Source organism: Capnocytophaga sp. oral taxon 324 str. F0483 (assembly GCF_000318315.2).
Classification (GTDB): Bacteria; Bacteroidota; Bacteroidia; order Flavobacteriales; family Flavobacteriaceae; genus Capnocytophaga; species Capnocytophaga ochracea.
Window position 1 is genome coordinate 21,239 of record NZ_KB291496.1, and the last position, 13,524, is coordinate 34,762.

The 13,524-nt window shown below is 41.5% G+C and carries 12 protein-coding genes; 6 read left to right on the plus strand and 6 right to left on the minus strand.

The window, feature by feature from the left end:
• The first annotated feature begins 704 nt into the window (after positions 1-704).
• The 6 genes from HMPREF9072_RS02605 to rpoN all read left to right on the plus strand — a co-directional run bounded on the left by HMPREF9072_RS02605 (position 705) and on the right by rpoN (position 7,441).
• The gene (locus HMPREF9072_RS02605; protein ID WP_009410390.1) at positions 705-1,169 is read left to right on the plus strand and encodes a DinB family protein; all 465 of its coding nucleotides are present in this window, start codon (positions 705-707) and stop codon (positions 1,167-1,169) included.
• Positions 1,166-2,218 (plus strand): thiamine-phosphate kinase, encoded by a 1,053-nt coding sequence (gene thiL, locus HMPREF9072_RS02610; RefSeq protein WP_009410391.1) that lies wholly within the window; start codon positions 1,166-1,168, stop codon positions 2,216-2,218. Before HMPREF9072_RS02605 ends, thiL begins: the two co-directional genes overlap by 4 nt.
• Before the next feature lie 20 nt (positions 2,219-2,238).
• Positions 2,239-3,648 (plus strand): alkaline phosphatase, encoded by a 1,410-nt coding sequence (locus HMPREF9072_RS02615; RefSeq protein WP_009410392.1) that lies wholly within the window; start codon positions 2,239-2,241, stop codon positions 3,646-3,648.
• Positions 3,649-3,679: 31 nt separating this feature from the next.
• Entirely contained in the window at positions 3,680-4,663 is a 984-nt protein-coding gene (locus tag HMPREF9072_RS02620) for a cation diffusion facilitator family transporter (RefSeq protein ID WP_009410393.1), read from the plus strand.
• Positions 4,664-4,802: 139 nt separating this feature from the next.
• A complete protein-coding gene (locus HMPREF9072_RS02625; RefSeq protein ID WP_009410394.1) occupies positions 4,803-5,942 on the plus strand; it encodes a glycosyltransferase family 4 protein in 1,140 nt (379 codons plus the stop codon).
• A 32-nt stretch (positions 5,943-5,974) separates the two neighbouring features.
• The gene (rpoN, locus tag HMPREF9072_RS02630) at positions 5,975-7,441 is read left to right on the plus strand and encodes an RNA polymerase factor sigma-54 (RefSeq protein ID WP_009410395.1); all 1,467 of its coding nucleotides are present in this window, start codon (positions 5,975-5,977) and stop codon (positions 7,439-7,441) included.
• Between the two features lie 149 nt (positions 7,442-7,590).
• Here rpoN and HMPREF9072_RS12610 read toward each other — a convergent pair whose 3' ends face one another.
• From HMPREF9072_RS12610 to HMPREF9072_RS02655, 6 genes are read right to left on the minus strand one after another with little or no spacing between them, the layout of a single operon-like run.
• Positions 7,591-7,722 (minus strand): hypothetical protein, encoded by a 132-nt coding sequence (locus tag HMPREF9072_RS12610; RefSeq protein WP_009410396.1) that lies wholly within the window; start codon positions 7,720-7,722, stop codon positions 7,591-7,593.
• A 56-nt stretch (positions 7,723-7,778) separates the two neighbouring features.
• Positions 7,779-9,923, minus strand: a complete 2,145-nt coding sequence (locus HMPREF9072_RS02635; RefSeq protein ID WP_009410397.1) for a S46 family peptidase — start codon at positions 9,921-9,923, stop codon at positions 7,779-7,781.
• A gap of 41 nt (positions 9,924-9,964) precedes the next feature.
• Entirely contained in the window at positions 9,965-10,651 is a 687-nt protein-coding gene (locus tag HMPREF9072_RS02640) for a TIGR00730 family Rossman fold protein (protein WP_009410398.1), read from the minus strand.
• Positions 10,652-10,676: 25 nt separating this feature from the next.
• Positions 10,677-11,396 carry a hypothetical protein gene (locus tag HMPREF9072_RS02645; protein WP_009410399.1) on the minus strand — a complete coding sequence of 240 codons (720 nt, stop codon included), beginning with the start codon at positions 11,394-11,396 and terminating at the stop codon, positions 10,677-10,679.
• 45 nt (positions 11,397-11,441) lie between these two features.
• Positions 11,442-12,608 carry a VWA domain-containing protein gene (locus HMPREF9072_RS02650; protein WP_009410400.1) on the minus strand — a complete coding sequence of 389 codons (1,167 nt, stop codon included), beginning with the start codon at positions 12,606-12,608 and terminating at the stop codon, positions 11,442-11,444.
• Entirely contained in the window at positions 12,608-13,351 is a 744-nt protein-coding gene (locus HMPREF9072_RS02655) for an outer membrane beta-barrel protein (protein WP_009410401.1), read from the minus strand. The genes HMPREF9072_RS02650 and HMPREF9072_RS02655 overlap by 1 nt, the downstream gene beginning before the upstream one ends.
• Positions 13,352-13,524: the final 173 nt, after the last annotated feature.

Genomic DNA, 13,524 nt, shown 5'->3' on the forward strand with positions numbered 1-13,524 from the left:
ATGAGGAAATGAGAGAATGAGGAAATGAGAGAATTAGAAAATTTGACTAATAAAACAATAATTAATACAACCTTTTTTAGGAGGTGACAATCAGTTTATTCAACTTTGCCAAAGTTTGAAACTTTGGCAAAGTGCGTACCGCAAAAGCGATGTGTTAGAACTGTTAGGAGCGCTCGGAAGGAAACGGAGAAATTCGCAAGAAGGTTGAGAGGAGGTTTAGTGAGAAAAGGCTGTAAGGAGGGTATGGTTAGCTTATAGAGAGCTTATAGGAAGCTTATACGAATCTTGGACGATTGGTATAGAAAGGGTATATAAATAGTTGACTTATAACACGATACAACAGTACTAAAAATATTAAAAACAGGGTTTCGGGGCGAAAGAAAGAGGAAGAGGTGCTAGGCCTTAGGGCATAGGCAATAAGGGAAAACATCCCCCTAACCCCCTTCAAAGGGGGAATGTGATGACGGAAAAGGGAAGGAATGACGAATGCTAACTTCCTTCGAAGGGGGAATGTGGTGACGGGAAAAGTGATAAAACCTACTCTCTAATTCACTTAGTTGACAATTGCTGATAACCCTCGAAAGGAGGAATTGGCGATAATCATTATAGGCGAGTTATATAATTTACAGTGGAACAATACATTAATTCCCCTACTCTCAATTGACACTAATGATAATAACTAACGACAAAAAACTAACAACTATATGACAGAACAAGTATTTGCCTTACACGTGGCAACCCGCAACAATCTTTTAACTTATTTGGAGAACCTAACTCCTGAACAATTAGCGCAAATCCCTAATGGATTTCACAATAATATCTGGTGGAACATCGCTCACTGCGTGGCACAACAACAAATACTCTGCTACAAACTATCAGGACTCAATTTTGTTGTACCCGAAACTTTTGTAGATACTTATAAAAAAGGTACTTATCCCGATGGACACATTCCTACCGCTAAGGAAATTCAAGAATTGCGCAGTCTGCTCATCAGTACCCAAAAACAACTGCAAGCCGACTACGAGCGTAGGGTATTCACTAATTTTACTCCTTACACGACCAGCTATGGCTATGCGCTTACCTGCATTGAAGATGCGATACATTTCAACAATACTCACGAGGGAATGCACCTTGGGGTGGTAATTGCTTTAAACTACTTTGCTAAATGATAGAAGATAAAACGCCTCACCGTACCTCATTAGCCGATTTGGGTGAATTTGGACTCATCGACCGCCTAACGAAGGGATTTGAAATTCACAATCCTTCCACTCTTAAAGGCGTAGGCGACGATGCGGCGGTAATGGATTTTAAAAATAAGCGAACTGTCGTCTCTACCGACCTGCTTATTGAAGGTGTACATTTCGACCTTAGCTATGTACCGCTGAAGCATTTAGGATACAAGTCGGTAGTAGTGAACGTATCGGATATCTATGCGATGAACGCTACGGCTACCCAAATAACCGTATCGATAGCTGTATCCAATCGCTTTCCGTTAGAAGCCTTAGAAGAGTTCTATGCAGGCATTCGCCTAGCCTGCGAGCATTATAAGGTAGACTTAGTAGGAGGCGACACGACCTCATCTACACGCGGACTCATCATCTCGGTAACGGCGATAGGTGAAGCGAAAGCATCGGACTTAGTATATCGCAACGGAGCGCAACCTAACGACCTTGTGGTACTCACGGGCGATATAGGGGGTGCCTATATGGGTTTACAGATATTGGAACGCGAAAAGGCGGTCTTTCAGGTAAACCCAAACTCTCAACCCGATATAGAGATGTATTCTTACATTTTGGAACGCCAGCTCAAACCCGAAGCCCGCAAGGACATTCCGCCACTGCTCAAACAATTAGGTGTAAAACCTACTGCTATGATGGATGTAAGCGACGGATTGTCGTCAGAGATATTGCACATTTGCAAACAATCGGGGGTAGGTTGTAGGTTATATGAAGACAAAATACCGCTTGACCCACAAGTAATTAGCACTTGTGAGGAGTTCAATTTAGATAGCACTACCATAGCCCTAAGTGGTGGCGAGGATTACGAACTGCTGTTTACTATTGCCCAAGCAGATTACGATAAGATAAAAGGTAATCCTAATTTTAGCGTAATAGGTTACATTACCGACAAAAGCGAAGGGGTAAACCTCGTCACCCGTGCGGGACAGTTTATACCGATTATAGCAAAAGGGTGGAACGCTTTAACAATTGACAATTGATAATTAACAATTAACAAGATATGAAAAGAAGAGCATTTTTTAAACGTGGGGCTTTAGCAGCTTTAGGAGGCTTAGTACTTCCTTCATTCGATTTACAAGCACAAACCCTTGGGGAAGCCCATAAAAACAAACGCACTAAAAACATCATCTTTATGGTGAGTGACGGTATGAGTTTCGGCACTTTGGTAATGGCTGACCTGTACCTAAAACGCAAATTCGGTCGCCCTTCCAGCTGGATAGGATTGTACGAAAGTAACCTCGCACAGCGCGCCGTAATGGATATGGCATCAGCAAGTTCAGTAGTCACCGACTCCTCAGCAGCGAGTTCGTCTTGGGGCGGTGGAGTACGTGTAAAGAACGGTAGCCTAAATATCAGTCCAGATGGCAAAGAGAATATGCCTATCTTGCAAAAGTTCAAAAAAGCAGGCAAAAAAGTGGGTTGTATCACTACCGTAATGGTAAACCACGCCACTCCGGCAGGATTCTGTACGTGGAGCAAAAGTCGTAATGCTATGGACGAGATAGCCCTCAACTACACCGAATTAGGCTTCGATGTGATGTTGGGTGGCGGTAGCAAATACTTTGACCCTGCCCATCGCAAGGACAAAAAAGACCTCTTTGCTGTTCTCAAAAAGAAAGGTTATACGGTAGCTCGTACTCGCGGTGAAATGCTGAAAGCACCTACTAATAAACCTCTTTATGGGCTCTTTGCTGAAGATGCCCTCCCCTACTCTATCGACCGCGCTCAAAGCAGTGAAGAACAAACTAAATCGCCTACTCTTGCGGAGATGACCGCTAAGGCTATCGATCAATTAAAAAGTCACCCTAATGGCTTTGTTATACAAGTAGAAGGCGGTAAAGTAGACTGGGCGGCACACGGCAATGATATAGGGGCTTTGCTGTACGACCAAGTAGCTTTTGACGAGGCTATAAAAGTAGCCCTTGATTTTGCAAAAGCCGATGGCAACACTCTTGTAGTGCTTACTTCCGACCACGGCAATGCTAATCCTGGACTCATCTACGGCAAAGAGTGTAATGACAACTTTGACAGATTGCAAAACTTCACCCATTCTAACGATTGGATATTGCAACAAATCAACTCTAACGACTCGGTAGCCAAAGTGCGTGAGCACGTTGCTCAATGCTGCGGTGGAATGAACATCAATGAGGAACAAGCTAAAGAACTCTTAGGCTATTACGCTAAAACCGAAAGAAAAGAAGACGGCTTGTACAACTACAAACACCTGCCTTACCGATTGTTTGCCGATATACAAAAAGCACATACTTCGGTAGGCTGGATAAGTATGGATCACTCATCGGATTACACCGAATTGGCAATGTATGGGCCAGGTAGCGAGCGACTTAAACCTTTTATGCGCAATACCGATATGCACAATTTCTTGTTGGAGGCAGCGGAGGTTAGAGTTTAGAAGTTAGGAAGTAGAAATCAGAAATTAGAGGGTGAAAAGTTTTCAGTTTCAGAAGCTCGTTACTTTTATAGGAATATTGCTCTTCATCGTGAAGTTGATAGCGTGGTACATTACCAATTCTAACGCTATTTTTTCGGATACGATGGAGAGCATTGTGAATATTATTGCCGCCTTTATGGGGCTCTATTCGCTATACCTCTGCAACAAACCTCGCGATACCGACCACCCTTATGGGCACGGCAAGGTAGAGTTTGTTACCGCTGGCATTGAGGGAATGCTCATCGCCATCGCTGGGGTACTTATTCTCATCGAAGCCTTTTCGTCACTCATAAAGGGAATACATCTCGATAAATTAGGCTGGGGGATTGCCCTTTTCGGGTCTACCGCCATAGTGAATTACGCTATGGGGTATATTTCTTACCAAAAAGGAAAAAAAGAGAACTCGTTAGTGTTGATGAGTGCAGGTAAACACTTGCAATCGGATACTTTTGCTACTTCAGCTATTGTGCTGAGTTTGGTGTTGGTACACTTCACCGGTTGGTTATGGCTCGACCCTTTAATCGCTATTGGTTTTGGTAGTTATATCATAGTGATAGGGTGGAAGATTGTACGCAAAGCCCTCAGTGGTATTATGGACGAGCGCGACGAAGCCCTCTTTGCCGAACTCGTAAATATACTGCAAGCTAACCGCAAAACCGAATGGATAGACATTCACAATATGCGCATTCAGCAGTTTGGGGCTCACTTACACATCGATGCTCATATCACTCTGCCTTACTATTATTCTTTAAAAGAAGCCCACCAAGAGATGGAAAAGGTGATTCATCTATTGGTAGAAAAAGTAGATAGAACTATAGAATTCAACTTTCACTTAGACTATTGCAAACCCTTTTCGTGTGAAATTTGCGCTATCGACTGTCCCTTTAGAGAAAAACCTTTTGTGCAGACTATACAGTGGGACGTGAAGAACATCGCTGGAGTAGCGAAGCATAGATATGAACCACTAAAACAATAATGCAAATTAGATACTATAAACATTGGTTCTTTGAGGTTTAATTTTGATGTACTTGACCTATTGTAAATAACTAACGGTATTCTTCTTGCTCGTTTAAAGTATATTTATTAATTTTGCACCAAAATATTGCCTTTATAATATGATAACTACTTTCTTTTCAGAAAATTTAGGGTTTACTACCATATGCGTTTTTCTACTCTCTTTGGGAGTAGCATACTTTTCTTTGCCAAGTATTATATACGTGTCAAAGTACAAAAACCTAATGGATAAACCTAATGCACGTAGTTCACATAAAGAAAAAACACCTACCTTAGGAGGTTTTTCTTTCTTCGTAAGTTTAGTTTTTACTCTCTTTTTACTCCGTTTTTTCGATAATGACAATGTAGGTATTAACATCTTATCTGGTGTAGGTGTACTCTTTTTCGTTGGCTTAAAAGATGACCTCGTAGGTGTAAATCCTAGTACTAAGATTATAGGTCAAATTATAGCCACCCTGATGCTTTTTTTAGGAACTGGGCTTAAAATCACTACTCTTGATAATTTCTTAGGCATTACTGATATTCCATATTGGCTCTCTATTTTTATGAGCTGTGGTATGATGATGATGATTGTAAACTCTTACAATCTTATTGATGGTATTAACGGATCAGCTGCAATGGTAGGTATTGTAATTTTTGGTGCTTTTGCTTATGTTTTCTACGATGCTCAACTGTACTACTACTTCCTGTTATCAATCCTATGTATAGGTTTTTTATTAGCCTTTTTACGCTATAATCTATCGGTAAGGAAACGCGTTTTTATGGGAGATACAGGCTCTATGATTGCAGGTTTTCTCATCGCAGTTCTCGCTATTAAATTCTTTGCCCTAAACACTGAAGCCTTAGAAAGTGCTATTATACACCCCACAAATAAAATATGGGTACTTCTTGCAATTATTTTCATTCCCTTTTTTGATACTACCCGCGTGTTCACCACCCGCCTATTGCGTCACGGACAACCTTTTAAAGCCGACCGCAGTCATATCCACCACGTGATGATAGACTATATGAAATTGTCGCACTCACAAGCAAGTGTACTATTAGCATTCATCAATTTAATCGTTTGTGTGGTGATTTTATATCTCAATACTTTTCTATCTTCTCTTTATTTAGGAATTGTTTTAGGAGTTATTTTTATAGGATTGGCAGGGCTCCTCTTTTATGTAAACAGAAGCTATCACACCCGTAAGAGAAAACAAAAAATAAGACATATTGTGAATGAAATTATAAAAAAGAAATAATTTTTGTACCTTTGCGCCCTATCTCATAAGAAATGCTCAAACAGAATTTACAACTTAAACTCTCACAGAAACTCTCACCTCAGCAAATACAGCTGATGAAACTCGTACAACTCCCCACTCTTGCTTTCGAACAGCGCGTGAAACAAGAGATGGAAGAAAACCCCGCTTTAGAATCAGGACGCGAAGAAGATGCCCTTGATGAGTTTCACGATGAGTTTGACAACTCTGCTGATGAATATAACGATAACGATGTGATTGATATGGACGATATCAACATCGATGAATACCTCAGTGATGACGAAATTCCCGACTATCGTTTGCACGCTAATAACTACAGCGACGACGATGAGGATCGCGATATTCCTTTCAGTGCGGAGGTATCGTTCCACCAATCCCTTATCAACCAATTAAACACCTTTACCCTCTCGGATGAAGATTACCTCATCGCTGAGTTCCTCGTGGGTAGCATAGACGATACAGGCTATATACGCCGATCTATTCAAGACCTTACCGATGACCTCGCTTTTACCCAAAATATCTATACTGAAGAGGAACACGTAGAGCAAATACGCCAACAGATTATATTTCAATTAGACCCTGCAGGAGTAGGTGCTTCAGACTTGCAAGAGTGCTTGCTCATACAACTGCGCCGCAAAAAACAAACACCTACTATAGGGTTGGCAATAGAAGTGCTTACCGAAGCCTTTGAGGCGTTCACTAAAAAGCATTACACCAAACTGCAACAGCGCTTTTTGGTAACTGAAGAACAACTGAAGGAAGCGGTGCAAGAGGTGGAACGCTTAAACCCTAAACCTGGAAGTTCCTACGTGGGCAACAATGTGCATATAGAGCAAATTATCCCCGATTTTACCGTAAAAGTGGTAGATAACGAGTTGGAACTCTCTCTCAACGGACGCAATGCTCCTGAACTACACGTTTCTAAGGAATATAGCACTATGCTCGACACTTATAAGAAGAGTAAGGAAAAGAGCAATTCACAAAAAGAAGCAGTGTTTTTTATCAAACAGAAGCTGGATTCGGCTAAGTGGTTTATAGATGCTATTCGTCAGCGACAACAAACGCTCCTCATCACGATGAACGCCATTATGGAGCACCAACGCGAGTACTTCCTCACAGGTGATGAGCTGAAAATAAAACCGCTTATTCTCAAAGATATTGCCGATAAGGTAGGTATGGACATCTCTACCGTGTCGCGGGTAGCGAGCAGTAAATACGTAACCACTCCTTACGGTACCAAACTCATTAAAGATTTCTTTTCGGAATCTATGAAGAACGACCAAGGAGAAGATGTTTCTACTCGTGAAATCAAGCAGATATTACAACATATCATCGCTAAGGAAGACAAGAGTAAACCCCTCCCCGATGATGAATTGGCACAGCTCCTCAAAGAGAAAGGTTACCCCATTGCACGCCGTACTATCGCCAAATACCGCGAACAAATGGATATACCTGTAGCACGCCTCAGAAAAGAGCTGTAAGTGTGAGTCTCACAGGCAAAACATAAAGAAACTCCAGTATAGTGACAGACTGTACTGGAGTTTTTTTGTCGTAACACAACAAGCCATTTTACAAATTAAAAGCTTCTTTTAATTCATTATACACCTGTTTGATAATCGAAGTTGGTTGCTCAAAGATGTGGAATATACATAGCTACAATTTCTTTATTTCCTACTTTGTAATAATAGAAGCCCTTGCCTTTATCGATGAGTGCGTTTTCTTTAGATTGATATTCACCTGTATTTTTAGGGTAATTTTTCAATCTTCTTTTTCAGTAAGAGAAAGTCTTCGGCAGAGTTTTCAACTCATCATTAACCATTATTTCACTATCTTCATCTCATTTAGCAAATACCCTGCTCCGGCGTATTTATCGATGATAAACAGCACATAGCGAATATCTACCATAATATTACGACATATTTTAGGGTCGTAGTGGATATCGCTCATTGTGCCTTCCCACACGCGGTCGAAATTGAGACCGATAAGGTTACCTTGTGCGTCTATCGCAGGACTGCCCGAGTTGCCTCCCGTGGTGTGATTGGTTGCTACGAAACACACAGGCATCTTGCCGTTTTTGCCGTAAATACCATAGTCTTTTTTCTCATAGAGCTCGCGCAGTTTGGCGGGCACATTAAATTCGTAGTCGTTAGGCACGTATTTCTCCATTACACCGTCTAAATAAGTCATATAATCATAGGTTATAGCATCCGAAGGTGAGTAACCAGCTACCTTTCCATAAGTAACGCGCAAAGTGCTATTGGCATCAGGAAAAATGCGGTCTTGAGGTTTCGAGAACTCCAAGATAGCCTTCATATAAGTACGCTGTAAGGCGGTAATCTCGCTATCCAACTGTCGGTAAGTAGGCACTACAGTTCCGTAGAAATGAGCGACAATTTGCTGTACAAATTGTACGCCTATGTCATTTTTGAGGCGCCTTTCAAAAACTTCATCGGGTAGGTTGAGTACTTTTTCCATTTCGGTTTTAGAAGCCAAAAACGACTCTTTATAGAGTTTGTCAGCCAGTGTGTGTATCTCAAACTGCTGTAAGTTAGGCGAGAGTAGGGTTTTAGGCATCACCTGAGCATAATACACTACCGCTTTTTCAAATACGGCTTTATCTACATTCACATCGTAGTTTTTAAATACCGTTTCAAAGTTGTTTAAAAGGTTCTTCTTGCGGTCGTTGAACGATTGTGTTCCTTTCTCGTGCAGCGCATTTTGCAGTTGAAGGATTTTATAGCCATTTGCCAGCAAGTCAATATTGCGCTGTACCAACTCCGAAAAGAGATCTACTGCCAAAGCATAGTTTTGTATTTGAGCGTATTTTTCAGTAAACTGAGGTAAAATATAACCATATTCAGCAGTTTTACCTGCTTTTTCTATCTCTTTTTGAAATTTCTGTTCTTGAGCGCGTTTGATAGCTACCGCATCCGATTTTTTCAAACCTTGTGTTTCACCTATCCACTTTTTCCAATAGTTGGCAACGCTGGCGTATTTAGAGGCGTATTTTATTTTTATTTCGTTGCTGTTGCGCATAAAGCCGTCTTGCACTTTGAGCACCACATCGCGAATGCCTATCTTAGCAGGATTCAATACATTCACAATTTGTTCCACTGCTACGGCAGGTAAATATTCTTCAGTACGACCTGGATAACCGAAGACCATTGTAAAATCGCCTGCTTTCACGCCTTTTAACGAGATAGGAAAGAAGTGTTTGGGGCGATAGGGCACGTTGTCTTTGGAGTAGGTTGCGGGGCGGTTGTTTTTATCGGCGTATACACGGAAGAGCGAGAAGTCCCCCGTATGGCGAGGCCATACCCAATTATCGGTATCCGAACCGAATTTGCCTATAGCCGAAGGTGGTGCACCTACTAAACGCACATCTTTAAAAGTTTCTACTACAAAAAGGATATACTGATTGCCCTCGTAGAAAGCACGAACCCGATTCTCTTGCCACGCTTCTTTAGGCGAGTTTTTCACCAAAGAGGCAATATTGCGTTCTATCTGAGAGGCGCGAACGCTCTCACTACTTAGGTTTTGAGTATCGGCGAGTACTTTTTGGGTAACATCTTCAATACGTACAATAAAAGTAACTTCTAAATTCTTGTTAGGCAACTCTTCCGATAGATTTTTAGCCCAAAAACCATCGGTAAGGTAATCATTTTGCACTGAGGAATGCGCTTGTATCTGTCCGTAGCCACAATGGTGATTAGTGAGCAGTAGCCCTTTATCCGAAATCATTTCGGCAGTACAGCCTCCATTGAAATGAGGCACGGCGTCTTTCAAGCTCGACTTATTGACGCTATAAATATCACTCACCGACATTTTCATACCTAAGGACTTCATTTCTCTGGCGTTCATACCCTCCAAAAGTGAAGGAATCCACATACCGCCTTGCTGTGCCGTTAAGGTAACAGGTAACAAGTAAAAGCTAAAAAGTAATAAAGAGATAAACTTCTTCATAGTCACTGTTTAAATTAAAGTGCAAATATAGGGAATATTTTCTAAAAATTTGGTTTTAACTGTTGTTTGTTGTTGTAGAAATCTTCAATGACTTTAATCACTTCGTCTTCAGTATCTACTAAGTGAAACAAATCCAAATCCTCAGCGCTAATATTATTAAATTTCTCTAATAATATCTTCTTTATCCAGTCTACAAGTCCGCTCCAATAATCTGTACCGACTAAAATAATAGGAATTTTGTCTATCTTATAAGTTTGCACGAGAGTGAGGGTCTCGAAGAGTTCGTCGAGGGTACCAAAGCCCCCAGGCATTGCTACAAATGCCTTAGAATACTTTACAAACATCACCTTACGCGCAAAGAAGTAGTTGAATTTAATATTCTTGTCGTGGTCGATATAAGAGTTATTCGTCTGCTCGAAAGGCAAATCAATATTCAGTCCTGCCGATACACCTTTGTTTAGGTGCGCACCTTTGTTGCCCGCCTCCATAATACCAGGTCCACCGCCGGTGATAATACCGAAGCCTTCATCTACTATCTTTTGTGCAATACGCACAGTGAGTTCGTAATAAGGTGTTTCAGGCTTAATACGTGCCGAACCAAAAATACATACACAAGGCCCTATGGAGCTCATCTGCTCATAGCCGTGTACAAATTCTCCCATTATTTTAAATATCGACCAAGCGTCGTGTGTTTTAGTTTCGTTCCAAACTTTAGAATGTTTTTTCATTGAGTTAAATGTTAAAAATTAAGAGTTAAGGAGTATAGTTTTTCCAACCATATTCGTAATATTTTTCAGTAGGCATAAATTCGGCAGCTCCACCGTCTAAATCGCCTGCGCAAGGAATGCGGTGCAATCCCCAGTTACAAGGCTTGCTTTTGCCTGTTTTATAGCTTGTCCAAGTGCCGAGAAAGCTGTTGTTAAAATAAGCGTCGGAATCGTCATCTATATAGTCATACAAAAATCGGTTTTTGCTATCTACATACCATTTAACGAATAGCTTTCCTTTAAAAACACCCGTAGCACTCTGTTTAGGGTCTTCTTTCAGTTCATAGGTAGCAACAACTATGCCTTCTTCTTTCACTTTCCCCTTGTACTCATCGTCTACTCCATAGGAAGGTAGCGCAAAAGCATATAGTGTATCAATAGTGATGTTCCCTTGAAAAGTGCACTCGTTCTTATCTACCATAGTGTTACCTTTCATTGTATAAGTACGCTTTCCTTGCTTTTGTACTGTAAAGTCAATCCTCAATCGCTTTTTGTGTGCCCCTATAAAACCGAGATAAAGTATCTTTTGCATTAGCAAAGGCGAGATATCTTTCTCATTGATATTTATTTTAGCTTTTATCAATGGAGATTTTCTGCCTTGTTCAGTGCTAAAAGGGGTCATCGCGTCTATAATGCCCTTCTGCGTACAAGTATTTTGTGCATAAGAGAAAGTAGTGATAATATATAATAAAAAGAATAGTTTCATTATTTAGGTAACTGTTTTTCACTTTTGCCAAATTGGCTAATTGTCTCAAATTTCCTTATCTGTGCGACTTGTTCTCTCAAATTTCTTTAGGTCATTCCCTTTGAGGGCGTTCTCTACGAGTTCGGGAAGGCGGTCAGGAGTACAGGCAAAGCAGGCGATGCCGAGTTTGCTGATTTCTTTACCGAGTTTCTCATCGTAATCAGGACGACCGCTGTCAGAGAGGGCTAAGAGCACCAATATCTTTACGCCTTCTTGGTGCATTTCGTTCAGGCGACGCAAGAGTCCGGCGCGTACACCTCCTTCATAAAGGTCAGAAATGAGAATAAACATCGTTTTGCGCGGATTCTCAATAAGTGTTTGGCAATACGCCACCGATTTATTAATATCTGTCCCTCCTCCTAACTGTACCCCAAAAAGCATATCCACAGGGTCTTCACGACAGACTTCCGTAAGGTCGGTTACTTCTGTATCAAACACTACCACGTGCGTATCAAGGGCTGGCATACTCGCAAAGATAGACCCCATTACTGACGAATATATAATCGAATCACACATCGAACCACTCTGGTCGATGTCTAAAATCACTGTCCAGTTCTTTTGGCGCTGGGTGCGTTCAAAAAAATAGAACTTTTCAGGAATAAGTCGCTTGGTAGCGGTATCGTAGTTCTTGAGGTTGCGCTGAATTGTGCGCTTCCAGTCGGTCGACGAGAAGTTGGCAATAGGCGTATGCGCTTTTTTGTTGAGCGCACCGGTAACAGCGCGGCGTAGGTCTTGCTCCATACGCTTCATAATCTCATTGACTACCTCTTTCACCAATTCGCGTGCGGTATTTTTAGATTTGGCAGGTATTTGCCCTTTGAGTGCCATCAAAGTGCCCACCATAGAGATATCGGGCTTTACGTTTTTAAGAGTTTCAGGTTCAAATAGTAGCTTGGTGAGTCCTTTGCGCTCAATAGCATCGCTTTGAATCACACTTACCACATCGGGAGGAAAGAACGAGCGCACATCGGTGAGCCACTTAGCTAAGTTGGGTGACGAACTGCCTAAGCCTGCCGAGCGTTTGCCTCCATTATTACCGTTACCTTCAGTATCGTCGTAGAGGGCAGCCAGCGTGGCGTCCATCAGCGATTGTTGCTCATTGAGCGATACCTCACCCAAAGCATTCAAATCCTGACCCAAGATGAGTCGCCAACGTGTAATTAGGTCGTCCATTATAAAATATAAAAAAGTAATCCTAATTGTAACACATTCGATTTGAGGCTCGTATCATCAGTAGTTTTAGCATCTTTCAGTAAAGGGGTAAGATTGTACTGCACATAGAAGTTCAAGGCGTTATACCCAAAGGCAATAAAAGGCTTTACCTGAAACGTATAAGCTATATCGGAGTTCTGAAAAGCTATAGAAACACCATTGGCAGTATACAAACTTCTACCGCTGAAGATATAGGCAAAACGCGCTCCTGTATACACGCGCCAAAACTTATGACTGTAAGGAGTAGAGGTGCGAAAGCGAAACTCTACGGGTATTTCTACCGAATGCGTCTCGAAGAAATTACGAGTGATGTTCCGGTCGCTGAAACGTTCTACTATCTCATAGCTCACGCCCGAAACCGTTTTGTTAGCCACCATATTGTTGTACACCAAATCGTAAGCATAGCCTATACCCACCCCAAAGCCTACATTACGCGCTTTGTTCATAGGTAGGTCGCGAATGAAACCTACGTGAATCCCCCTTGAAAGGTTGTGTTGCACCACGCTATTTGCTTTACCAGCCAAATAGTCATAAGTAAGACCAAAGTAAAATTGGTCTTCGAGGTAGTGCAGGTCTGCCTCCGTATCGGTAGCAGTAGCCGTTTGTGGGGTGCTTATCATTCCATCATCGTTATTCTCTTGAGCAAAAGTAAAGAGCGAAAAGTGAAGAGCGAAAAGCAACAGTATCCTATTTAGTTTGTTCATCTTTTTTGTTGTATATTTTGGGCAAAGATAAGAATAATTAGCAAATTAGCAAATTAACAAATTTTCTAATTCTCTAATTTCCTAATCCGCCCATTCTCTTTCCGTCCCTACACTCCCCTTTTGAAGGGGCTAGGGAGATGTTTGTCTCCTTTTCCAGCTTGTCCCCCTTCGGG